We start from the raw sequence: 22,030 nt of genomic DNA, 5'->3' as shown, positions 1-22,030 counted from the left end.
GAATCGTGTCAACCCCGGTCGCGGCCGCACTCCCAGACCACCGAGCCCTTGACCAGTACCGGTGATAACGCTAACAATCTGGATCGACGTAACGCCCGCGAAACCAGGAGCCACCTTCGTGCATCAGGCCAAACTCACGATCGATCCCGCGTTCAAGGTCGCTCCGGTACGGCGGCGCACCTTCGGCACGTTCGTCGAGCATCTCGGGCGATGCGTGTACACCGGCATCTACGAGCCGGGACACCCCACCGCCGACGAGGACGGCTTCCGCCGCGACGTGCTGCGGCTGACCAGGGAACTGGGCATCTCCACGGTCCGCTACCCCGGTGGCAACTTCGTCTCCGGCTACCGCTGGGAGGACGGCGTCGGGCCCAAGGACCGGCGCCCGCGCCGGCTCGACCTGGCCTGGCACAGCACCGAGACGAACGAGGTCGGCGTCGACGAGTTCGTCCGCTGGTGCCGCAAGGCCGACGCCGAGCCGATGATGGCGATCAACCTCGGCACCCGCGGCATCGAGGCGGCCCTCGACCTGCTGGAGTACTGCAACCACCCCTCCGGCACCACGCTGTCGGACCTGCGCGCCGCCAACGGCGCCAAGGAGCCCCACGCCATCAGGATGTGGTGCCTGGGCAACGAGATGGACGGCCCCTGGCAGACCGGCCACAAGACGGCCCGCGAGTACGGCAGGCTCGCCGCCGAGACCGCCCGCGCCATGCGCATGGTGGACCCGGGGCTGGAGCTGGTCGCCTGCGGCAGCTCCAGCTCCAGCATGCCGACCTTCGGCGCGTGGGAGGCCGAGGTGCTGGAGGAGACGTACGACCTCGTGGACTACATCTCCTGCCACGCGTACTACGAGGAGAAGGACGGCGACCTCGGCAGCTTCCTGGCCTGCTCGACCAACATGGAGTACTTCATCCGCTCTGTCGTCGCCACCGCCGACCACGTCGGCGCCCGGCTGAAGTCGCGCAAGCGGATCGACATCTCCTTCGACGAGTGGAACATCTGGTATCTCTCGCGCTTCCAGAACGCCGAGCCCCCCACCGACTGGCCGGTCGCGCCGCGGCTGCTGGAGGACCACTACCACCTGGCCGACGCGGTGGCGTTCGGCGGCCTGCTGATCACGCTGCTGGCCAACAGCGACCGGGTGACCGCCGCCTCGCTGGCCCAGCTCGTGAACGTGATCGCGCCGATCATGACCGAGCCCGGCGGGCGGGCGTGGAAGCAGACCACTTTCCACCCGTTCGCGCAGGCGTCCAGGCACGCGGCCGGCGACGTGCTGCGGATCGAGCCGGTCTCGCCGTCGTACGAGACGGCAGACTACGGCGACGTGCCGCTGCTGCACGCGGTGGCCACGCATTCGGAGGAGGGCACGACGCTGTTCGCGGTCAACCGCTCGGCCGACGGTCCGCTCTCGCTGGAGATCGACGCGCGGGCGCTCGGCGGCAAGCGCATCGTCGAGGCCACCACGCTGACGGACGCCGACGTCTACGCCCGCAACACGGCCGACGAGCCCGACCGCGTCGCGCCCCGGGCGAACCCGGACGTCGAGCACGATCCGATGCGGGTCCTGCTGCCGCCGGTCTCCTGGAACGTGATCAGGCTCGGCTGACCCGCCTGGGTGCGGGGCCGGTGCTCTCCCTGACGACGAGCTCCGGCTCCACCAGGCGCCGCGCCTCCGGCTCGGCGCCCGCCATCCGGTCCAGCAACATGTGGAAGGCGTACCTGCCGACCGCGCCGAAGTCCTGCCGCACGGTCGTCAGCGGCGGCCAGAAGTAGGCGGCCTCGGGGATGTCGTCGAACCCGGCCACGCTCACGTCCTCGGGAACGCGCCGCCCCGCCTCGCCCAGCGCCCGCAGCACGCCGAGCGCCATCTGGTCGTTCGCCACGAACACGGCCGTGACCTCGGGATCCTCCGCGAGGCGGCGGCCGAGTTCGTAGCCGGAGCGCGAGCTCCAGTCGCCGCGCAGGATCTCGGGCACCGGCCGGCCGGCCGACTCCAGCACGCCGCGCCAGCCCTCGATGCGGTCGTTGGCGTCGAGCCAGTCGGCGGGTCCCGCCACGTGCCGGACGGTCTCGTGGCCGAGGCTGAGCAGGTGCTTGGTCGCGCGCGCGGCGCCGGCCCGCTGGTCCACCTTGGCCACCGGCACCGGGATGTCGTCGCCGGCGTCCACCGCGACCACCGGCATCTCGGGCGGCAGGTGGCGCAGGCCGTCGGCCGCGGACTCGTGCGGCGCGACGATGATCACGCCGTCGACCGCCTGGGCACGCAGCCGCTGCATGCCCTCCTCCATCGACCTGCGGTTGAGCGAGCTCAGGCTGGCGATGCTGACGTTGTAGCCGGCGTGCCTGGCGGCCTGCTCGATGCAGTAGAGCGTGGAGGCCGGGCCGTACAGCGTGGTGTCGATGCTGACCACGCCGAGCACGCCCGAGCGTCCGGTGACGAGCTGGCGGGCGGCCTGGTTGGGCCGGTAGTCGAGCTCCTTGACGGCGGCCAGCACGCGGGCCCTGGTCTCGGCCCTGACGCGTTCGGGCGCGTTGAGCACGCGCGAGACGGTCATCGTGGAAACGCCGGCGAGCACGGCGACGTCCACGAGCACCGCAGGTCTGCCCGGCTTGGATTTCACCGCGGCTCACCCCCTCGGCGGTAACGGTAACAGGCCGAAGGGGCGAGCGCGCGATCATTAGTACCTGCCGTTTCCGTAGGAGATGTCCGGCGCCCACAGGCCGGCGCTGCCGCCCGTGTAAGCGTGCGTCCACGGCGCGCCCGACGGGAACACCACGCCCGCGTCACGCCACGCGGTGCGGTCGGCTGACGTCTTGAGGGCGATGTTGTCGCCGGTGTGGGCGAGGAGGTAACCGCCGTTCGGGCGTTTCACCACGGTCGACGTCGTGGTAGGCCGGCCGCGGGATTCCGCGCATTGTCAGCGCTCATGTCAAGCGTGTCAACGAGCACTGAAAGTTTCAGGCGGCTAGCCTGCTGTGATGGGTGCACACGACGGCGGCTTCACGGTGACGCCGGAGTCCGGCCGGCTGCTGATCAAAACGGGCCGTGCCGGGCTGGGGGCGAAGGCCGGCCACGACCTCACCTTCGAGGTGACGCGCTGGCAGGCGGACCTCACCGTCGACACCGCCGATCCGGCCGCCTCCTCGGTGACCGTGTCCGTGGATCCGGAGTCGCTGGAGATCCGGCAGGCGACCGGCGGCGTGAAGCCCCTGACGGACGGCGACCGCTCGGAGATCAAGAAGAACGTGCGGGAGAAGATCCTGCGCACCCGGTCCCATCCGGCCATCACGTTCCGGTCGACCCGGATCGCCGGGGAACCGGAATCGTTCACGGTCGACGGCGATCTCAGCATGGTCGGCGTCACCCGGCCGCTCACGGTGCGGGCTCGCCTGGAAGGTGATCGCGTCCAAGGCACGGCGACCGTCGTGCAGTCCCAGTGGGGCATTCGGCCCTATTCGGCCTTCTTCGGCGCCCTCAGGCTCCGCGACGAAGTCGAGGTCGAGTTCGATTTCCGGTTCGCCACGAGCTCCTGACGCGCCCCGCCATGGGCGAGTGGGCTTCCCGTTCAGCCGGGCATGTGCGGGCGAAGGCTCAGGGTCGGCCCGGCGGACGTCGTCCGCATTCAGCCTCGCCCAGGGGCTCGCCCGTCAGCGTTCTCCTGGGCGTCGGCTCAGCGTCACCGGGCGGTGACCGAGGTCGCTAGAGAATCGCGCATGCGCAAATCTCTGTTTCTGACCGCCCTCATCGCCGCGTCGCTGGTCGCGCCGTCCGGCCCGGCGCACGCCTCCGCCGGACCCGCCGTCACGTTCGCCCTGATCGGCGACACCCCGTACGGCGACGTCCAGCAGGCCGCGTTCCCGAACCTGGTCGAATCCATCGACGCGGACCCGGGCGTGCGGTTCGTCCTGCACGCGGGCGACGTCAAGAACGGCTCCTCCGCCTGCGACGACGCCCGCTTCGAAACACTGGCCGGGCTGTTCGGCACGTTCGACGACCCGTTCGTGCTGACGCCCGGCGACAACGAGTGGACCGACTGCCACCGCACCGCCGCAGGCGGCTACCTCCCCACCGAGCGGCTGGAGGCGGTCCGCCGCGTCTTCTATCCCGTCACCGGACGTACGCTCGGCGAGCACCCGATGGGCGTGCGCACCCAGGCCCGCGATCCCCGTCACCGCGACTACCGCGAGAACGTGCTCTTCACCCGGGCCCGCGTGGTCTTCGCCACGGTCCACGTGGTCGGCAGCGAGAACGACCTGGCCCCGTGGAGCCAACTGCCCGGCGGCGACCGGCCCGAGGAGCGGCTGGCCGAGTTCCAGGCGCGCAAGGCCGCCGCGCTGGACTGGATCGACCACGCCTTCGCCGTCGCCCAGCGGACGCAGGCGCCCGGCGTCCTGCTGCTGATGCAGGCCGAGCCCATGAACACGCCGGGATTCGCCGAGATCAGGGCCCGCATCGTGGAGCGGGCGCGGGCGTACGGCAAGCCGGTCGTGCTCGCGCACGGCGACGAGCACGTCTACGAGGTGGAGCCCGGCTACGCCGGCGTGCCCAACCTGACTCGCCTGGAGACGTACGGCGACACCGCCTCCCACTGGCTCCGCGTCACCGCCGACCCCACGTCATCCGCCGTCTTCTCGTGGCAGCCGCAGACCGTGGCGGCCGGCTGAGGACGATACCGGGACCGAGCCGGCCCCCGCTGATTCCGAGGTTGTCCCGTCCGTGTCAGAGACCGTGACAACGGGAACGAGAATCTCATGACAGCCCCCGTACCAGGGGCCGGCCAGGTCTCTCTCAAGCGGGCGATCGGCCCCAAGCTCCTCATCCTGTTCATCATCGGTGACATCCTGGGCACAGGCGTCTACGCGCTCACCGGCACCGTGGCCGGCAAGGTCGGCGGCGCCCTGTGGCTGCCCTTCCTGATCGGCTTCTTCATCGCGCTGCTGACCGCGATGTCCTACGTCGAACTGGTCACCAAATACCCCAGGGCGGCCGGCGCGGCGCTCTACACCCAGCTCGCCTTCAAGAAGCCCTTCTTCACCTTCATGGTCGCGTTCACCGTGATGAGCTCCGGCCTCACCTCGGCCAGCGCGGCGGCCCGTGCGATCGGCGGCGACTACCTGGAGGCGTTCTTCACGCTGCCGAGCGTGGTGGTCGGCATCGTCTTCATCGTCGCCGTCGCGGCGCTCAACTACCGGGGCGTCTCGGAGTCGGTGAAGACCAACATCGTGTTCACGCTGATCGAGCTCACCGGCCTGCTGGTGATCGTCCTGATCGGCGTCTACGCCGTGTTCACCGGGGCGGGGGAGCCCTCCAGGCTGACCCAGATCCACGCCGAGCAGGCGGGCGGCCTGATGTACGCCCTGCTCGGCAGCACCGCGCTGGCCTTCTTCGCGTTCGTCGGGTTCGAGGACTCGGTGAACATGGCCGAGGAGACGAAGGACCCCTCCCGCAACTTCCCGCGGGCGATCTTCCTGGGGGTGGCGATCACCAGCACCGTCTACATCCTCGTGGCCATCACCTCCTCGCTCCTGGTCGCGCCCGGCGTATTGGAGCAGTCCTCCGGCCCGCTGCTCGAAGTGGTGAAGGCGGGCGGGCTCAGCTTCCCGCCGCAACTCTTCGCCGCGATCGCCATCTTCGCCGTCGCCAACTCGGCTCTGATCAACATGATGATGGCGTCCCGGCTCGTGTACGGCCTGGCCAACGAGCGGGTCGTGCCGCGCGGCCTCGGCTGGGTCGATCCGCGCCGGCGTACTCCGGTGATCGGCATCGTCTTCACCACCGCGCTGGCGATCGCGCTGATCTCGACCGGCGAGATAGCCGGCCTCGGCGACACGACCGCGTTCCTGCTGCTGTGCGTCTTCACGGTCGTCAACGTGGCCGTCCTGGTGTTGCGCAAGGACAGGGTGGAGCACGCGCACTACCAGACGCCCACCGCGCTGCCGGTGATCGGCGCCGTGCTGGCCTTCGTCCTGGCCAGCCCGCTGACCGGCCGCCCCGCCGAGGTCTACATCCGGGCCGGAGTGCTCCTGGCCATCGGGCTGGCGCTGTGGGTGATCAACTGGCTGGTGGTGCGCCGCCAGACCGCGACGGCCGCTCCGGGCGAGTGATCGATCCGAGACGGCTCAGCGGATGCCGCGGGTCCGGTATCCACCCGCCAGTGCGGCGATGCTCAGGAAGGAGACGGCCAGGAGGTAATACCCCGGCGACACCTGGGAGCCGGTTCCCGAGACCAGCGCCGCCGAGATCGCGGGGGTGAAGCCACCGAACGCCGCGACCGCCGTGTTGTAGCTGAACGACAGGCCGGTCGCGCGGGCGTCGACCGGGAACGCGTCGGCCATCACCGACGGCAGCGCGCCGAAGTAGGCGGCCTTCAGCAGGCCGAGGATCGTCATGCACAGCGTCAGGGTCAGGAACGACGGTGACGCGGTGAGCCAGACGAACAGCGGGACGACGCTTCCGCCGATCAGCACCGCGGCCGGAATCATGATCTTCAGCCGGCCGTACCGGTCGGCCGCCAGGCCGACGAACGGGGTCGCGACGGTCAGCGTGACACCGGTGATGAGCAACGCGACGAACGACAGCGAATCGTTCAGACCCAGCTGCTCGATCCCGAAGGTCGGCATGTACTGCAGGATGAAGTTGAGCGCGGTCGAGACCACCAGCGCGCCGCCGGCGATCAGCAGGCCGCCCCAGTGGTGACGGAACACGGACCAGATCGGCGAGGGGCCCTTCGCCGCCGGCTCGGGCGCCCGCGTGATCGCCGGCGACTCCTCGACGTGCCTGCGAATGTAGAGACCGACCGGCAGGACCAGCAGGCCGAACACGAACGGGATCCGCCACCCCCAGGACGCCATCTGCGCATCGGACAGCACCGCCGTCAGGCCCGCGGCGAACCCGGCGGCCATCAGGGTCGCGAGCCCCTGACTGGCGAACTGGAAGCTGCCGAGGAAGCCCTTGCGGCTCTCGTCCTGCTCGACCAGGAACGACGTGGCGGCGCCGAACTCGCCGCCGGCCGCGAATCCCTGGATCAGCCGCGCGACCACGATCCCCAGCGGCGCGACGAGCCCGAGCGTCGCGTGGCCGGGCATGATCGCGATCATGAAGGTGCCGACGACCATCAGCCAGATCGTCAGCATCAGCGCCTTCTTGCGCCCGTGCCGGTCGGCGTACGCGCCGATGAGCAGCCCGCCGAGCGGACGGATCAGGTACGTCACGCCGAACACCGCGTACGCCTGCACCAGCTGGACGCCCGGGTCGCCGCCGGGGAAGAACACCTTCCCGATGTAGGCCGCCATCAGCGCGTACACGGCGAGGTCGAACCACTCGAGCGCGTTGCCGATGGTCGCCGCCGCGATCGCTCGTCCGGAGGATCCCCGTCTGGCGGGCACGCCCTCTGCGGGCTGGGTGGAATCGGTCGGGGCGACGGCCATCGGGGGGGTTCCTTCCGGTGGGGCGCCGGCTGACGCTCGTCAGGCCGGGCGGGGGGCGGGGAGAGGGTGATCGGCCGAGGGGTTGCCGAGGGCGTGGAACAGCGTGGCGGCCAGCACGATGCCCTCCCGGGCAATCGTGCCGAGCATGTGCTCGTCGGGCGCGTGCTGGAGGCAGCCGGGGTAGGAGTGCGGCAGCCACAGGGTCGGCAGGCCGAGGATGTCGGTGAAGACGTGGTTGGGCAGAGAACCGCCGATGTTCGGCAGCACGGCGACGGGCTTGCCGGTGACCTGCTCCAGCGATCCCTTGGCCCACCCCACCCACGGGTCGTCGAGCGGCGTACGGCTGGCGGGGAAGTGACCCACGACGCTGACGTCGACCATCAGGTGGCCGTGCGCGGCGAGATGCTCGGTGATGGCCTTCTCCACCTCGCTCACATCGGTCCCGGCCACGTACCGCAGTTGCAGGACCGCGCGGGCCTGGCCGGGAATCGCGTTGACGGGGTTGCCGACGTCGCCCGACCCCAGCGCCAGGACCTCCAGCGTGTTCCAGCCGTACAGCCGCTCGGCGGCGGTCAAGCCGGTCTCGCCCCAGCCTTCGTCGGGAGAAGGGTCGCCGGGACTGCCCGCGACGGTGACGCCGGCCAGTGCCTCGCGGACCGCGTCCGGGAGCGCCGGCGGCAGCAGAGCGGGCACCCGGATGCGCCCGTTCCCGTCGACGCAGCTCGCGATCGCCCCCGCGAGGGTGGTCGCGGGGTTGCGGAGTACGCCGCCCCAGTTGCCGGAGTGGTACGCGTCGGGGCGCAGGTCGACGTCGAGGAGGATCTGGACGCCGCCACGTGCCCCGAGGAACAGCGTCGGTGTCGCCGCGTCCAGGCGCGGGCCGTCCGAGGCGATCAGCACATCGGCCCGCAGCAGCTCGCGGTGCGCGGCGGCGAACTCGGCCAGCCCCGGCGAGCCGATCTCCTCGCCGGTCTCGAACAGGAAGATCAGGTTGAAGCCGAGCGATCCCTGCCGGGCGAGCAGCAGCCGCAGCGCCGCGAGGTTGACCAGGTGCTGCCCTTTGTTGTCCGCCGATCCGCGGCCGTACCAACGGTCGCCGTCGGCGCTCAGCGTCCACGGGTCGCGGCCGTCGCTCCACCGGCCGGATTGGCCGTCGACCACGTCGGCGTGGCCATAGCAGAGGAGCGTCGGAAGGGAGGCGGACTCGATCCGGGTGCCGACCAGGAACGGGCCGCCGGCGGGATGGGGGTTGGGGTGGTCGGTCACGGAACAGCCCAGATCGGTCAGCATGGGTGTCAGGACCTCATCGAGGTATGCCCATACAGCAACGCGGCTTCCGGGCTTGGCGCTCTCGGTGGGGTAGGCCACCATCGCGGCCAGGTCGGCGAAGAATGCGCCCGAGTCGACGTACTGTTCGGCCTGTTCGATGAGGTTCGCGGGGATCACGAGGGTTGCTCCTGGGAATCGGCGGTGCCGCGCTGGCAGCAGAGTAGGGCGGTTTCCCAGGCCTCGGCCATTGCCGTTTACTGCATCCGGCGTTCTACTATTGGCAAACCTGTGCCGAGGTGGCAAGGCCGTGACCGGGAGGTCCCATGCAACTTCTGCCAGTGGGCCTGTCGTACTTCCTGGAGGTGGCGCGGACCGGGTCGGTGACCGAGGCGGCCCGTTCGCTGACCGTCGCGCCATCGGCGATCAGCAGGCAGATCACCAAACTGGAGTCGGGATTCGGGGTGCCGCTGTTCGTCAGGCATCCGCGCGGGATGACGCTGACCGAGGCCGGGTCCCGGCTCCTCGCGCATACCCGCCGCAGTGAGGCCGAGGCGTCCACTCTGGTGGAGGAGTTGCGGGCAGGGCGGGGCGCCGATGCCCGCAGCGTCACGGTGGCCTGTTCGGAGGGGTTCGCGCGCCGGCTCGTCCCGCGGGCGATGGCGGCCTTCCGGTGCGACCACCCCGACGTGACGTTCCAGCTCGACGTCGTCCCGCGCCAGGAGGCGACCCGGCGCGTGACCGAGGGGATCGCCGACGTCGCCGTCACGTACGCGATGGGGCCACAGCACGACGTCCGGGTGGAGTGCGCCGTCGTGTTCCCGGTGGTCGCGATCGTCCCGCTCGGGCATGAATTCGCCGGCCGGGATCGGGTCGGGCTGGCGGAGTTGTGCGAGCACCCCCTCGCGCTCGCCCCGACCGGGACGAGCCAGCGCGAGCTCTTCGACATCGGCGCGCAGATCGAGGGCCTGGCGGTCCGCCCGGTGCTGGTCTGTGACGGGCTCGGCCCGCTGCACGAGTTCGTCCGCTGCTCGGGCGGCATCGCGCTCGTCGGAGATCTCGGGGACCTGGAGCGGGACGCGTCGGTCGAAGGAGTCGCCTACGTACGGCTCGACCATCCGGTGTTCCGCCAGCGGGAGGCGCAGGTGCAGACCGCTCTGGGGCGGCGGCTGCCCTGGTCGGTGTCGCAGTTCACGGGGCTGCTGGTCTCGCTGCTGTGCCCGCCGGACCGCCTGGGCACGTCCCCTGCGAGCGCGACCGTATCCGGGTGACTCGCCGGGGGCGGGCCGGGGGCGGGAGGGTCAGCCGCTCTCGTGGTGCACGAGCAGCACGAACGTGCGGGCGTAGGACACGCCGACGGCCGGGCGGGGCCAGTCCAGGTCGGCCAGGGCCAGGGATCCGGCCTCGTGGTATTCGCCGCCGACCCGGATCTCGGCGGTCTCGCTTCCCTCTCCGCCGCCGAAGAACGCCTTGACGCCGATCAGGTCGTCGCGGTCGAACGTGCCCTTGAGTGCGGGGGCGAGGTGCGGGAGGAGCACGTGCTGCAGGGCCCACCGCTGCACGGCGTCGTGGTCGTCGCCGGTGCCCCAGCCGGTGATGGCGCCGTGGATGGCATGCCAGCCGGGGAATCCGTCCGGGTGGCCGGGGCCGAAGTGGCCGGCGAACGAGCCGTCCTGGGTCAGAAGTTCGAGGATCGTGCTGCCGGTGGTGTCCAGCCACGTCTGGAGGGCGCGCTCGACGGCCTCCTCCGCGGTGTCGCCGTAGCCTGAGACGCAGTCGGCGATCGTGGTGTCTGCCGGGCTGTCGATGTCGAGGACGAAGTCGAGGTCGAGGTGGCCGGGGCTGCCGGTGTGGTCGTCGCGCAGGACGACGGCGAGCGTGCCCGGGCCCTTCGCGATGCCGTCCTGGGCTTGCCACGGTTTGCCCGTCGCGGCCGACAGCCGGCCGGCCAGCATGCCCAGGACCGTCTCGTCCGGCAGGCGCGCCTCGTCCATGCCGCTCTCCCCTCGCCTCAGCCGCGCGACCGGCCCGTCGCCATGCCTTGCGGGCGGGCGTCCGGCACTTTTCGATCTTAGTGCGTGTTTGACCTTCCGCTCTGGCAGACCGTGTACTGGTACTTTCAGCAGTGGGGACATGCCGGCCTCGCTGAGACGCTGCCGGCCGAACCACGCATCAGGCCCGCCGGCAGGCCGGCCGCACCGAATCACCGACACCAGCGGCCTGCTCATCACGGTCGCGGTGAGGGCCGCGACCGCTGCTTCCCTCTCGACTTCGTACGCCGCCACGTGAAGGAGCGACTCGGGATCATCCCGGACGAGATGCCCGGCAGCCGCATGGTGATGCTGTCGCGGCCGGGCGAACCGGCCGGTTGCCTGGCCCAGGTTCTGCCCTGATGGGACCAGGATCGTCCAGCACTCGACCGCCGTCTCCCTGTCCGCCCGCCGCCGGCGTTGCACACATGTGCGGCGAGGACCATGCCAAGCAGACGTTAGGCCTTCACTAAGTGCGATGGCACACCGTGGTGGCATGAACACACCAGACCTTACAGCTGTGCGCATCCTTCATCGCGCGATGCGTGGCGACCTGCACCGTCTCGTCGAGCTGACCGGCGACATCGGCGCCGGACGGGACATCGTGGGACTGGCCCGGGCCGCGGCGCTGGCAGGCTTCATCAGTGACGTGTGCCATGCGATCCATCTCCACCACACAAGAGAGGACAGCATCACCTGGCCGCTCATCGAAAGCTCCGCCGGAGCCGCCGTCGATCTCACCGATCTGTCCGACGATCATTCCGGGCTTGATCCGATGCTCGACGTGCTCCGGGCCGCGGCCCATTCGTTCGCCGCGAACCCGAGCGACGTCTCGAAGCTGGCCACATCCGTACGGCAACTGTCCGAGCATCTCGACGAGCACATCGAGGAGGAAGAACGAAGGATCTTTCCCGTGATCGAGAAGTACGTGTCCGCCGAGGACTGGAAGAAGTCGGAAGACGTCATCGGCAAGCAGTCCACCATGAAAGAGATACGGTTTGATCTCGCGTGGGTGGACCGCTACGCCACGCGGGAGGAGATGGCACAGCTCCGCAAGATCACCGGGCCGGCGCTGGCGATCCTCATGCCGCTGCTTCGGCCGGGCCATCGGCGCCGTCAGCGGGTCGTCTTCGGCGCCAGCGCCTGACGTGCCCGTTCGGCCCAGTGCGGGGACCCGATGCGGGTGGCGACCTCCAACGCGGTGGCATAGTGTCCTGCCGCGGCGGGCGGGTCGCCGAGATATCCGGCGAGTTGGCCCAGCGTGTGCGCGATCGGGCACAGTGTGATCGACGCGCTGTGCAACCCGGCCAGCTCTCCCGCCCAGGGGAGAAGCAGGCGGTAGCACTCCTCGGCAGCCTCAGCAGCGTCGAGCGCGATCGCGTTCTCCGCCCGCAAGACCGTGAAGACTTGCTGGTACGCCCCCTCATAAGGGTGGCGGGAAGGCCAGGCAGCCCGGGCTTCGTCGAGGCGCCCGGCGGCGATCAGCGAATGTGCGAACGCCTCGTCCAGCACCTGCGGGATTCGTGCCCGGGCGTCGGCGAGGTCGGCCACGGACTCGGCGTCACGGCCGCACGCGAACCGCGCCGCGAATCTGCCCAGCGCGCCGAAGACGATGGCGTTGGCTCCGCCCGCCTCGCCCATCCGCTCAGCCATGGCCGTGTAGACGGCCTCGGCGTGGTCGAACTCGCCCATAAGCAGATGATGGACGGCGTCGAGGAAGTTCAGAATGGTCAAGATCAGAGCGAGCTGGCCGCCCGTCGAATATTCGACCGCCCGATCGGCGTGCCATCGCGCCTTGTCCCATTCGCAGCGACCCAAATTCACCATGACCAGCGCGTAGTGGCCGAACGTCTGGTAGCCGAGCAGCCCGCTCTCGGCCGAGAGCTCCAGCATTTCGTCGCCGAGCTGCTCCAGCTCCTCTCCTCGGCCGGGGAGGTTCAGAACCCAGAAGCGGGCGTTCAGGGCCATGCAGACCAGCTGGGGATCGCCCAGTCTCCGGGCGATCTCCAACGCCTCGGAACTCACGGCTTCAACCAGGTCGAGGTCGTTGTCATAGATCTCGTGGCTCAAAGCCACCAGCAGACGGCACCTCAATTCGCCGGCGTCGGCCGGGAGCGAGTTCCGGATCGCCTGCACGATGTCGTGGTCGACCTTGGTGTCCGGCTGGATCGTCCAGATGGTCGGCGCGTCGAACGAGGTCACGGCGCGAGCCACCGCCAGTGGGTCACCGAGCCGGCGAGCGATCGCCAACGCCTTGTGCCGCATCCGCAGCGCCGACATGACATCGCCTGAATGCGCGTGTGCGGAGACCAGGCGGCAGAGGAGATCCAGCCGCGGCTCGTCGGCTGGATCGGTGCTCAGGTCGAGCGCTTCGAGGGCACCCGTCAGCAGGGCCGTCGCCTCGCGGTGGGCGTAGAGGCTGGACGCCTGGGCCGCCGCTCGTCCCGCGTACTCCGCGGCTCTGCGCGCCGTGACGGAGGTCGCGGAGGCGAGGGCGTGGTGACCGAGCGCCCCGACGTCGGCGGGCCGGATCCGCTCCAGCGCCTCCACGACCCTGCCGTGCAGCCTGGTACGGCGGAGCCTTGGAACGTCCTCGTAGAGGGTCTCGCGTACGAGCACGTGGGCGAAGCGGACGTGGCCCGGGAGGGGCTCTGTGAGCAGGCCGGACAGCACTCCGATCTCCAGCCCGTCGAGCACGATGTCCTCGTCGGCGTCACTCATGGCGATCAGTACGTCGGCGTCGGCGTCGCGGCCCAGGATCGCCGCGTTGCGCAACGTCGTCTGGGCAGTGGCGGGAAGCCGGGCGATGCGCCTGCGGATCACGCCACGGACGCCCGGCGGCAGACCATGTGCCGCCGACGGCCCCTCCGCTGCGAGCAGCCGGGCGATCTCGGAGACGAACAGCGGGTTTCCCCCGGTTCGTTCGGTGACGGTTCGCACGGTGGCGGCGTCGACCGCAGTACCGGAGCGTTCCAGGAGGAGCCGGCCCACCTCCTCCTCGCCGAGGCCGGGCAGGGTGACGTTCTCCGCCGCCTGTACGGCCAGCGCGGCACCGGTCGCCAGCAGGTCGCCGTCCGCCTCCGATGGCCGATGCGTCAGCAGCACGAGCACCGGCGTGACCGCCATCCGGCTGGCCAGGTGGCGGAGCAGTTGCAACGTCTCCTCGTCGGCCCGATGGGTGTCCTCCAGCACGATCAGCAGCGGACCCGGGACACTCTCCAGATAGTCGCCCACCGCCTGGGCGAGCCAGAACTGGCCGACCTGGGCCGCGTCGTCGGTCAGCAGAGGCGCGAGTCGTACGGCGATCTCGGGATCGGGCGGGCGGTCGGCGGTCAGCTGGCGCAGCACCTCGCTCCACGCCCATGCGGGAGGCACACCGCCCTGGGTCTCCGGACAGCGGCCGACCACGGTCTGCCATCCCTCTGCGGAGAGAGCGCGGGCCAGGGCCTCCGCCAGGGTGCTCTTCCCGGAACCGGCGTCGCCGCCCAGCCAGGCCACGCGGAACCCCCGCGTCGCCTGCGCGGCGGCGGTCTTCAGACGGGCGAGCTCCGCCGTACGGCCGATCATCGCCGACGTCGGGGGAGGCGCGGGAGATGAAGGCGGGGGGCTGGGCGCGGCCTGCGGCCTGTCGGGAGGCGGCGTGAGAGGTGCACGGTGCAGAAAATCCGCGTGGACGAGGATGTCGGCCTCGAGTTTCCTCAGGTCGGGTCCAGGGTCGACGCCCAGCTCGTCGGCGAGGGTGTCGCGGGTCCTGCGGAGCACGGCGAGAGCTTCTCCTTGCCGCCCGGCCCGGTAGTACGCGAGGGCGAGCAGCCGCACGGCGTTCTCCCTGAGGGGATGCCCGGTGACGTGGCGCTCCAGCTCGGGGATCGTCTCCGTGTGCCGGCCCAGCGTGAGGCCGGCCTCCGCGCGGTATTCGACGGCCACCATCCTGAGCTCTTCGAGCTGCACGACCTCGGGAACGGCCCATTCCTCGTCCGCGAACTCCGCGTAGGCCGGACCGGTCCAAAGCGCCAGCGCCTCGTCGATCGTCTCGAGCGCGCGTGCCGGCTCTCCGCTGTTGAGCGACGCCGCCGCGGCGGCGATCAACTTGGGGAAATGCCAGGCGTCGACCGCATCGGCGTCAAGGTGCAGCCGGTATCCGGGCGGAGCGCTGATCAGGAGCGTGGCCGGGGTTCTGGGGGTGCGGCCGGGCTCCAGGACGCGACGCAGGTTGGAGATGTAGACCTGCAGCGTCGCCGTCGCCTTCGGCGGGGGCTGGCCCTGCCACAGGTCGTCGATGAACTGATCGGTGGAGACCACGTACCCGCGGGCACAGACCAGTCGCGCGATGACGGCGCGCTGCTGCGGCCCGCCCAGATCCACCGGACGACCTGCGACTTCAGCTCTGAACTGCCCAAGAACCCGCAATCTGACCATATCGGGAGAAGCATAGACTTCCACGACGTTACCGGCATAGATGCCGCGGTGCCGATCACCAAGATGAAGCCGGGAGGCCGTCGATTGGTTCGAGCACCACGATGGGGAAGGGGCGCCGGGTCTTGGCCACATAGCTCAGGTAGGCGGGATACCGGCTGCTCATCACCTGCCACAGGCGTTCGTGCTCCTCGCCCGCGGCCTGGCTCGCGCGCACCTTCACCGCGCTCAGCCCATCCGCGCCGCCCACCTCTATCTCCGCGACGGGGTCGTCACGGAGATTGAGCCACCAGGCGGGAGTAGCGTCGTCTCCGCCGTTCGAGGCGATCACAACGAATCGACGGCCGTCCCTGCCATACCCGAGCGGTCGTGTCCGAGGCAGGCCACTCTTCCGGCCTCTCGTGGTGAGGAGCAGAACGGGGATGCCACGCACGGTGGCGGGCCTGCGTCCGCCGCTCTTGCGATAGGTGCTCACCTGCCTGTCGCAGACATACCTGATGAGCGCGACGAGGAAACGTGATCGCTTCGCCATGGCCGCTCAGCTCCCGAAGCCGAGTCGCCGGGCACGGTGAACGATGCGGATCCCCGTGAGGTCAAGGGCATTCATGCTGGTTCTCCCTCGTGTCGAGTTGTCTGGAACACCGTGACTCGACGCGCTAAATGCCTACCTAACGGTGACTTGGGGAGCTTGTTCTCGACCAAAATCCTGGGCGTATGCCCTGATCAGGACTTATGGCATCCATCCACATATAGCGGACGGTGTCCTTAAAGTCGCGGCGTGTCGCCATGACATCGTGCGGCCACCGTCTCACCTTCGCTGCGAGTCGGACATCGTCATCATCGCCTGCACCCAGCCGCCTGACCCGCCACCTGGTCGAGGACCTGCGCCGCCCGTGGGAGAAACCCGCCCTGCCCGGGCGGCCGCTCGGAAAACCTGCCTGTTCGCATGCGAACCCGTATTGTTGCCAGGTAATCACCAGGAAGCAACGGTAATCTGCGTCGGCATGAACTGGCAGCGTAAGGTCAACAAAGCGCTGGTCAGGTTCACCGGATTCCAGATCGAACGAGTTGGGAAAGCGCCGCCCGCCCCTCCCGCCCCCGAGATCAGACCGCCCGCGGATCCGCTAACCGACCGGCTGCTCGACGCCCCCGTGTTCCTCCTGTCGCCCGTGCGGTCCGGCTCGACGCTCCTGCGGTCGATTCTCAACGCCCACTCGTCCCTGCACGCCCCCCATGAGCTGCACGTACGGCGCCTGCGGGTGCACTTCGACACGAATCTGGCCGCGAAGGCGATGGCGGCGCTCGGGCACAACCAGGCCGACCTGGAACATCTGCTGTGGGACCGCGTCCTGCACCGCGAGCTGGTACGCAGCGGCAAGCAGTACATCGTGGACAAGACGCCCGCGAACGCCTTCGCCTACGAGCGCATCGCCGCCTGCTGGCCGGACGCGCGCTTCGTCTTCCTGCTCCGCCACCCCGCCTCGATCGCCACGTCGTGGCACGAGGCCGCCCCGGACAAACGTACTCCCGAGGAGGCCACGCTGGACGCGCTGCGGTACATGAAGGCCGTGCAACGGGCCAGGAAGGCCCTGCCCGGCCTGACCGTCAGGTACGAGGAGCTCAGCGCCGAGCCGGAGCGGGTCACCCGCGAGATCTGCGCGTTCCTGGGCCTGGAGTGGGAGCCGGACATGCTCGCGTACGGCAGCCAGCCGGTCCTGGAGAAGGGACTCGGGGACTGGCGCGACAAGATCCGCTCCGGCGCCGTGCAGCCCGCCCGCGAGCTCCCCCGCGAGGACCAGATCCCTGAGGCGCTGAAGCCCATCTCCCGGACCTGGGGGTACCTCTCGTGAAGATCCGCTACCTCATGCTGCACGCGTACGGCATGGGCGGCACCAACCGCACGGTCGTCAACCAGGCCAACGCGATGGCCGCGTCGGGGCACGAGGTCGAGCTGGTCAGCGTGGTACGGCGGCGCGACACCCCCCGGTTCGCGCTGGACCCGCGGATCACCATCACCACGCTGGTGGACCAGCGCGCCGGCCGGGCGCCCGACTCGATCGGCCGCCGGGCCTGGCGCCGGGTACGCGGGAAGATCGTGCCGCGCGGGGAGTTCGCGGCCGACTACTTCACCGAGCGGGTGGAGTGGGCCGCGATGGACTACTGCGCCCGGCTGCGCGACGGCGTCCTGGTCACCACGCGGCCCGCGCTGAACCTGATCTCCGCCCGCCGCACGCCCAAGAGCGTCGTCAGGGTCGCCCAGGAGCACATGAACCTGTCGGCCTACCCCGACACCATCCGCAGGGAGATCGCCCGCCACTACGGGCGGTTGGATGCGATCACGGTGCTGACGGGGACGAACCGGCTCGAATACCAGCGGTTGCTCCCCCGGACCCCGATCGTGCAGATCCCCAACGCCGTGCACAAGAGCGATCAGGAACGTTCCCGGCAGGTCGATCCCGTGGTGGTCGCCGCCGGGCGGCTGGTGCCGCAGAAGGGGTTCGACCTGCTGATCCAGGCCTTCGCGCAGGTGGTGGCCGACCATCCGGGGTGGCGGCTGCGCATCTGCGGGGCCGGGCCGCGCAAGGGGCAGCTGGAGGGGCTCGTCGAGCAGTACGGGCTGGGCGAGCACGTGGCGCTGACGGGGCGTGCCGACCAGCTGGAGCGGGAGCTGACCGAGGCCTCCGTGTACGCGCTGAGCTCGCGGTTCGAGGGCCTGCCCATGGTGATGATCGAGGCCATGACGCACGGGCTGCCCGTGGTGGCGTTCGACTGCCCGACCGGGCCGGGCGACGTGCTGACCGACGGCGTGGACGGGGTGCTGGTGCCGCCCAGGGACGTGGACGCGCTGGCCGCCGCGTTGAAGCGGGTCGTCGCCGACCGGAAACTGCGGGTGCGCATGGGGAAGGAGGCGGTGAAGACGTCGCGGGCGTACGCGCCGGAGCTGGTGATGCCTTTGTGGGAGGATTTGTTCGCTGAGCTTCTTGAGGGCGAGCGCGTGGCCGACAACTTCTGGAGCGCTCGCTGACGGCTTCGTTCGCCGGAAAAGATTTACCTGCCGAAATCTCCTGCCGCGTCGGCATTTCCCGGCCCTTTGTGGCGAAATTTCGGCTATTTCGTCAAAGGCACTCTAAAGTTCGCGGCAGCCTGGGCCCATGCGTATCCGGAAAGCCCGCCTGGCCGTACTGGCCGGCTTCTTTGCCCTGGTCACGGGCCTCGCGGCGCCTGCCTACGCGGACGCGCCGGCCCCGCTCGCCGCCGCCCCCGCCGCACTCGACGCACCCGCGGTGTACGGGCGGGCGGCGTACCTGATCGACGCCTCGTCGGGCGAGGTGCTGTTCGAGGAGGACGGCGGCGAGCGCATGCCGATCGCCAGCCTCACCAAGACCATGACGGCATATGTCGTATTGAAAACCGCCAGACCGGCGGACGTGGTGCAGATCGCGCCGGCGGACGTCGCGTACGCCGAGGACGGCGGCGGCACCACCGCCGACCTGCGCGCCGGCGACCGGCTCACGGTCGGCGAGCTCCTGTACGGCCTGATGCTCCCCTCGGGCGCCGACGCCGCGCACGCCCTGGCCCGCACGTACGGCCCCGGCGTGGACGGCTTCGTCGCCAAGATGAACGCGACCGCCCGCGAACTGGGCATGAACGACACCCGGTACGTCAACGCCGACGGCCTGCCCACGCCGGGCGGCGACGGCTACTCCACCGCGCGGGACCAGGCCGTGCTGGCCGCCCAGGCACTGCGGACCCCGCTGATCAAGCAGGCGACCGGCACCCGGTACCACTCGCTCGACGCCACCGATGAGCACCGTTCCTACAGCTGGCGCAACACCAACCGGCTGCTCGGGACGCCGGGGGCGATCGGGGTGAAGACCGGGTTCACGCGGGCGGCGGGATTCTGCCTGGCGTTCGCGGGTGAGCGGGAGGGGCGGCGGCTGGTCGGCGTGCTGCTCGGCGAGTCGGTTTCGAGCCGCCGGTTCAGCACGGCCGAGGCGCTGCTGAGCTGGGGAGCCGCCCGCCAGGCCGCATGAGCCGGGCCGGCGGGCATCCGCCAGGCCCCGCCTGGCGCAGCCGGGAGGACCGGGATGGGAGACCTTGCCGGACATTTCACACCATGGACGGCGTTGATCCTTTGGTTTAGTTTGCCCGACATGAAGCTTCGAATCGCGTTGAGCGCGATGTCAGTGACCTTCGTGCTCGCGGCCGCGTCCCCGTCCGCTGCCCACGCCGGCCCGCCCCGACTCGGCTGGGAGCTCAAGGAGACCGGGGTGACCGCGCGCCTGCGCGGCCTGTCGCCCGTCAGCCGCGACGTGGTCTGGGCCTCCGGCTCGGGCGGCACGGTGCTGAGGACCGTGGACGGCGGCCGGAGCTGGCAGAACGTCTCGCCGCCAGGCACCGCCGACCTGCAGTTCCGCGACATCGAGGCCTTCGACGCGCGCCGGGCCGTGGCATTGTCCATCGGCGAGGGCACGAACTCGCGGGTCTACCGTACGGAGGACGGCGGGCGTACCTGGACGGAGACCTTCAGGAACGACGAGCCTCGGGCGTTCTACGACTGCCTGGCCTTCTTCGACGGGCGGCACGGGCTGGCCATGAGCGATCCGGTGGACGGCAGGTTCCGGATCCTGGCCACGGAGGACGGCGGGCGGAGCTGGCGGGTGCTGCCCTCCGACGGCATGCCGGAGGCGCTGCCGGGCGAGGCCGGGTTCGCGGCGAGCGGGCAGTGCCTGGTCACGGCGGGCGGCCGGGACGTGTGGCTGGCCAGCGGCGGGGCCGAGCGGTCGCGGGTGTTCCGTTCAGGGGATCGCGGGCGTACGTGGACCGTGGCCGACACGCCCATCCCGGCCGGAGACCCGGCGCGGGGCGTGTTCGGCCTGGCCTTTCGCGACCGGCACCGGGGCATCGCGGTCGGCGGGGACTTCCGGCCGGACCAGCAGTCACCCAGTGCCGGGGCCGTGACCAGGGACGGCGGGGCCACCTGGCAGGCCGCCGCCGCACCGCCGCCCGCCTACCGCTCGGGCGTGACCTGGCTGCCGTGGCCGCCGTTCGCCGCTGTCGCGGTGGGGCCGTCCGGGAGTGATGTGACGTACTCGGGCGGCAGGAACTGGGAGACGTTCGACGGCGGCTCTTTCGACGCGGTGTCGTGCGCGCGGGACGGGGCCTGCTGGGCTGCGGGCGAACAGGGCCGCGTCGCCAGACTGACCCTGAAGTAGTCCTGTCCTCGTCCAGGTCCTCATCGCCACGCCCGCCCTCGACCGGCGGGCGACCGCCTGCCGGAGGGACGAGAGGCGTCAGCGGACGTCGCGGGGGCGGAACTGGATGCTGATGCGCGGTCCGGCCGTGCGGGTCGTCTTCGGGACGGCGTGCTCCCAGGTGCGCTGGCAGCTGCCGCCCATCACGATGAGATCCCCATTGCCGAGGTCGTGCCGGATCGAGGGTCCGCCACCGCGCGGCCGGAGCAGGAGGGGCCGGGCGCAGCCGACGGAGACGATCGCCACCATCGTGTCCTCGCTGCTCCCCCGCCCGATCGTGTCCCCGTGCCAGGCCACGCTGTCACGGCCGTCACGGTAGAGGCACAGGCCCGCCGTGCGGAACGGCTCCCCCAGCTCCTCCTCGTAGTGGGCGTTCAGCGCCCGCCTGGCGTCGGCGAGCACAGGATCCGGCAGGATCTCGTCCTCGTCGTAGAACTTCAGCAGCCGGGGCACGTCGACGACCTTGTCGTACATGCGCCGCCGCTCGGCACGCCACGGCACCGCCTCGGCGAGCCGCTCGAACAGCAGGTCGGCGCCCGACAGCCAGCCCGGCCGCAGGTCGATCCACGCACCGCGGCCGAGATGCGTCCTGCGGACCGTGGAGCCGAGCGGGCCGACACCGAGCTCCTCGTCGAGACCCAGCAGAGATGCTTGGAACGCGGCTCTCATGGTGCCGAGTCTACGCCAAACCTCAAACACGCATTCGATTGTGGTGGTGGTCGCTTTTTGTCGGCGCCTCGTGTCACGCTGTCATGCGCCGGATACGAGTGGCGTCGCCTCAGACCGCGCCGTGAGGTGGGAGGCCACCCGCCGCTTCGTCACGCGAAGGAGCAACGCGATGCTCACCACCGACTACCGCCCGGGCGTCCCCTGCTGGATCGACGTCAACAGCCCCGACGTCGAGCGGTCCGACACGTTCTACACCGGGCTGTTCGGCTGGCAGTCGATCACGCTCGGCCCCGAGCACCGGGACTACCGGTTCTGCCAGGTCGGCGGCAGGACGGTCGCCGGGATCAACCGCGCCACCGAGGACAACCCCGCCGCGGCGTGGCTGACGTACTTCCAGACGTCCGACGCCGACGGCGTCGCCAAGACGATCGAGCAGGCGGGCGGCACGGTCCTCTCCCCGCCGCGCGACATCGAGGGACAGGGGCGCATGGCGGTGTTCGCGGATCCGGCGGGAGCCGGGTTCGCCGTGTGGCAGCCGGGCGAGACCGAGGGGCTCGGTCTGGTCACGGAGCCGGGATCGCTCGCCTGGATCGAGCTGCACGTCTCCGACGTCGCCGCCGCGCGCGCCTTCTACGAGGCGGTCTTCGGCTGGTCCATCACCGACATGCCGATGGGCGACATGTCCTATCCCGTGGCCGCTCCCTCCGTGGGCGACGAGACGTCGTCGATGGCCGGGATCGTCCAGCTCCAGCCCGGAGGCAGTCCACACTGGCTGCCGTACTTCGAGGTGTCCGACTGCGACGCCACGGTGTCCATGGCGCAGCAACTCGGTGGCACGGTGCGGGCTCCCGCGCTGAGCATGGAGGGGGTCGGGCGCATGGCGATCCTCGCCGACCCGCATGGCGCCCGGTTCGCGGTCATCACCAGTTCCGCATGAACGGTCCGTCGTGACCGGCATCGGGC

Annotated in this window: 19 protein-coding genes; 11 read left to right on the top strand and 8 right to left on the bottom strand. The window is 70.4% G+C overall.

What is annotated here, in order from left to right; translation table 11 throughout:
- The first annotated feature begins 118 nt into the window (after positions 1-118).
- The gene (locus ACIBX3_RS31430; RefSeq protein ID WP_397123268.1) at positions 119-1,609 is read left to right on the top strand and encodes an alpha-N-arabinofuranosidase; all 1,491 of its coding nucleotides are present in this window, start codon (positions 119-121) and stop codon (positions 1,607-1,609) included.
- On the opposite strand, the gene ACIBX3_RS31425 is transcribed toward ACIBX3_RS31430, so the two are convergent.
- Entirely contained in the window at positions 1,596-2,624 is a 1,029-nt protein-coding gene (locus ACIBX3_RS31425; protein WP_397123266.1) for a LacI family DNA-binding transcriptional regulator, read from the bottom strand. The genes ACIBX3_RS31430 and ACIBX3_RS31425 overlap by 14 nt on opposite strands.
- Positions 2,625-2,681: 57 nt before the next feature.
- On the bottom strand, positions 2,682-2,879 hold the full coding sequence (locus tag ACIBX3_RS31420) for a hypothetical protein (protein WP_397123264.1): 198 nt from the start codon (positions 2,877-2,879) through the stop codon (positions 2,682-2,684).
- A 103-nt stretch (positions 2,880-2,982) separates the two neighbouring features.
- Here ACIBX3_RS31420 and ACIBX3_RS31415 point away from each other — a divergent pair, with 103 nt between their 5' ends.
- The 3 genes from ACIBX3_RS31415 to ACIBX3_RS31405 all read left to right on the top strand — a co-directional run bounded on the left by ACIBX3_RS31415 (position 2,983) and on the right by ACIBX3_RS31405 (position 6,108).
- On the top strand, positions 2,983-3,537 hold the full coding sequence (locus ACIBX3_RS31415) for a YceI family protein (RefSeq protein ID WP_397123262.1): 555 nt from the start codon (positions 2,983-2,985) through the stop codon (positions 3,535-3,537).
- Positions 3,538-3,717: 180 nt separating this feature from the next.
- Positions 3,718-4,668: a metallophosphoesterase gene (locus ACIBX3_RS31410; RefSeq protein WP_397123260.1), complete on the top strand. Its 951-nt coding sequence runs from the start codon at positions 3,718-3,720 to the stop codon at positions 4,666-4,668.
- Between the two features lie 87 nt (positions 4,669-4,755).
- Positions 4,756-6,108, top strand: a complete 1,353-nt coding sequence (locus ACIBX3_RS31405) for an APC family permease (protein WP_397123258.1) — start codon at positions 4,756-4,758, stop codon at positions 6,106-6,108.
- 15 nt (positions 6,109-6,123) lie between these two features.
- Here the strand turns inward: ACIBX3_RS31405 and ACIBX3_RS31400 are convergent, their stop codons facing one another.
- Together ACIBX3_RS31400 and ACIBX3_RS31395 are read right to left on the bottom strand one after the other, a co-directional pair.
- The gene (locus ACIBX3_RS31400) at positions 6,124-7,431 is read right to left on the bottom strand and encodes an MFS transporter (protein WP_397123256.1); all 1,308 of its coding nucleotides are present in this window, start codon (positions 7,429-7,431) and stop codon (positions 6,124-6,126) included.
- Positions 7,432-7,470: 39 nt separating this feature from the next.
- The gene (locus ACIBX3_RS31395) at positions 7,471-8,877 is read right to left on the bottom strand and encodes a M20 family metallopeptidase (RefSeq protein ID WP_397123254.1); all 1,407 of its coding nucleotides are present in this window, start codon (positions 8,875-8,877) and stop codon (positions 7,471-7,473) included.
- Positions 8,878-9,023: 146 nt separating this feature from the next.
- Here ACIBX3_RS31395 and ACIBX3_RS31390 point away from each other — a divergent pair, with 146 nt between their 5' ends.
- Positions 9,024-9,968, top strand: coding sequence for a LysR family transcriptional regulator (locus ACIBX3_RS31390; RefSeq protein ID WP_397123252.1), 945 nt, complete (start codon positions 9,024-9,026; stop codon positions 9,966-9,968).
- 30 nt (positions 9,969-9,998) lie between these two features.
- On the opposite strand, the gene ACIBX3_RS31385 is transcribed toward ACIBX3_RS31390, so the two are convergent.
- Positions 9,999-10,691: a DUF6348 family protein gene (locus ACIBX3_RS31385; protein ID WP_397123250.1), complete on the bottom strand. Its 693-nt coding sequence runs from the start codon at positions 10,689-10,691 to the stop codon at positions 9,999-10,001.
- Positions 10,692-11,247: 556 nt separating this feature from the next.
- Here ACIBX3_RS31385 and ACIBX3_RS31380 point away from each other — a divergent pair.
- The gene (locus ACIBX3_RS31380) at positions 11,248-11,874 is read left to right on the top strand and encodes a hemerythrin domain-containing protein (protein WP_397123248.1); all 627 of its coding nucleotides are present in this window, start codon (positions 11,248-11,250) and stop codon (positions 11,872-11,874) included.
- Here the strand turns inward: ACIBX3_RS31380 and ACIBX3_RS31375 are convergent.
- Both ACIBX3_RS31375 and ACIBX3_RS31370 read right to left on the bottom strand, forming a co-directional pair.
- The gene (locus tag ACIBX3_RS31375; protein WP_397123246.1) at positions 11,844-15,092 is read right to left on the bottom strand and encodes a BTAD domain-containing putative transcriptional regulator; all 3,249 of its coding nucleotides are present in this window, start codon (positions 15,090-15,092) and stop codon (positions 11,844-11,846) included. The two genes, ACIBX3_RS31380 and ACIBX3_RS31375, sit on opposite strands and share 31 nt — an antisense overlap.
- Positions 15,093-15,201: 109 nt before the next feature.
- Complete coding sequence (locus ACIBX3_RS31370; RefSeq protein WP_397123244.1) at positions 15,202-15,675, bottom strand: nitroreductase family deazaflavin-dependent oxidoreductase; 474 nt, start codon at positions 15,673-15,675, stop codon at positions 15,202-15,204.
- A 472-nt stretch (positions 15,676-16,147) separates the two neighbouring features.
- On the opposite strand from ACIBX3_RS31370, the gene ACIBX3_RS31365 reads away from it, so the two are divergent.
- The 4 genes from ACIBX3_RS31365 (at position 16,148) to ACIBX3_RS31350 (ending at position 20,359) form a co-directional block, all read left to right on the top strand.
- Positions 16,148-16,993 carry a sulfotransferase family protein gene (locus ACIBX3_RS31365; protein WP_397123242.1) on the top strand — a complete coding sequence of 282 codons (846 nt, stop codon included), beginning with the start codon at positions 16,148-16,150 and terminating at the stop codon, positions 16,991-16,993.
- On the top strand, positions 16,990-18,168 hold the full coding sequence (locus ACIBX3_RS31360) for a glycosyltransferase family 4 protein (protein WP_397123240.1): 1,179 nt from the start codon (positions 16,990-16,992) through the stop codon (positions 18,166-18,168). Before ACIBX3_RS31365 ends, ACIBX3_RS31360 begins: the two co-directional genes overlap by 4 nt.
- Before the next feature lie 127 nt (positions 18,169-18,295).
- Complete coding sequence (locus ACIBX3_RS31355) at positions 18,296-19,177, top strand: D-alanyl-D-alanine carboxypeptidase family protein (RefSeq protein ID WP_397123238.1); 882 nt, start codon at positions 18,296-18,298, stop codon at positions 19,175-19,177.
- 120 nt (positions 19,178-19,297) lie between these two features.
- Positions 19,298-20,359: a WD40/YVTN/BNR-like repeat-containing protein gene (locus tag ACIBX3_RS31350; RefSeq protein ID WP_397123236.1), complete on the top strand. Its 1,062-nt coding sequence runs from the start codon at positions 19,298-19,300 to the stop codon at positions 20,357-20,359.
- Positions 20,360-20,437: 78 nt separating this feature from the next.
- On the opposite strand, the gene ACIBX3_RS31345 is transcribed toward ACIBX3_RS31350, so the two are convergent.
- Positions 20,438-21,067 (bottom strand): alpha-ketoglutarate-dependent dioxygenase AlkB, encoded by a 630-nt coding sequence (locus ACIBX3_RS31345; protein ID WP_397123234.1) that lies wholly within the window; start codon positions 21,065-21,067, stop codon positions 20,438-20,440.
- Between the two features lie 169 nt (positions 21,068-21,236).
- On the opposite strand from ACIBX3_RS31345, the gene ACIBX3_RS31340 reads away from it, so the two are divergent.
- Positions 21,237-22,004, top strand: coding sequence for a VOC family protein (locus tag ACIBX3_RS31340; protein ID WP_397123232.1), 768 nt, complete (start codon positions 21,237-21,239; stop codon positions 22,002-22,004).
- The last annotated feature ends 26 nt before the right edge of the window (positions 22,005-22,030 follow it).

Origin of the sequence: Nonomuraea sp. NPDC049480 (assembly GCF_044465905.1) — a bacterium.
Taxonomy (GTDB): domain Bacteria; phylum Actinomycetota; class Actinomycetes; order Streptosporangiales; family Streptosporangiaceae; genus Nonomuraea.
Note: the sequence above shows the minus strand (reverse complement) of the source record. Positions and strands in the feature narration are given on the sequence as shown.

Excerpts from the sequence above, each read along its gene's own strand:
- ACIBX3_RS31415 (WP_397123262.1), top strand. The coding sequence starts at position 2,983 with ATGGGTGCACACGACGGCGGCTTCACGGTGACGCCGGAGTCCGGCCGG.
- ACIBX3_RS31405 (WP_397123258.1), top strand. The coding sequence starts at position 4,756 with ATGACAGCCCCCGTACCAGGGGCCGGCCAGGTCTCTCTCAAGCGGGCG.
- ACIBX3_RS31400 (WP_397123256.1), bottom strand. The coding sequence starts at position 7,431 with ATGGCCGTCGCCCCGACCGATTCCACCCAGCCCGCAGAGGGCGTGCCC.
- ACIBX3_RS31365 (WP_397123242.1), top strand. The coding sequence starts at position 16,148 with ATGAACTGGCAGCGTAAGGTCAACAAAGCGCTGGTCAGGTTCACCGGA.
- ACIBX3_RS31350 (WP_397123236.1), top strand. The coding sequence starts at position 19,298 with ATGAAGCTTCGAATCGCGTTGAGCGCGATGTCAGTGACCTTCGTGCTC.
- ACIBX3_RS31390 (WP_397123252.1), top strand. The coding sequence starts at position 9,024 with ATGCAACTTCTGCCAGTGGGCCTGTCGTACTTCCTGGAGGTGGCGCGG.
- ACIBX3_RS31345 (WP_397123234.1), bottom strand. The coding sequence starts at position 21,067 with ATGAGAGCCGCGTTCCAAGCATCTCTGCTGGGTCTCGACGAGGAGCTC.
- ACIBX3_RS31410 (WP_397123260.1), top strand. The coding sequence starts at position 3,718 with ATGCGCAAATCTCTGTTTCTGACCGCCCTCATCGCCGCGTCGCTGGTC.
- ACIBX3_RS31370 (WP_397123244.1), bottom strand. The coding sequence starts at position 15,675 with ATGGCGAAGCGATCACGTTTCCTCGTCGCGCTCATCAGGTATGTCTGC.
- ACIBX3_RS31355 (WP_397123238.1), top strand. The coding sequence starts at position 18,296 with ATGCGTATCCGGAAAGCCCGCCTGGCCGTACTGGCCGGCTTCTTTGCC.
- ACIBX3_RS31340 (WP_397123232.1), top strand. The coding sequence starts at position 21,237 with ATGCTCACCACCGACTACCGCCCGGGCGTCCCCTGCTGGATCGACGTC.
- ACIBX3_RS31385 (WP_397123250.1), bottom strand. The coding sequence starts at position 10,691 with ATGGACGAGGCGCGCCTGCCGGACGAGACGGTCCTGGGCATGCTGGCC.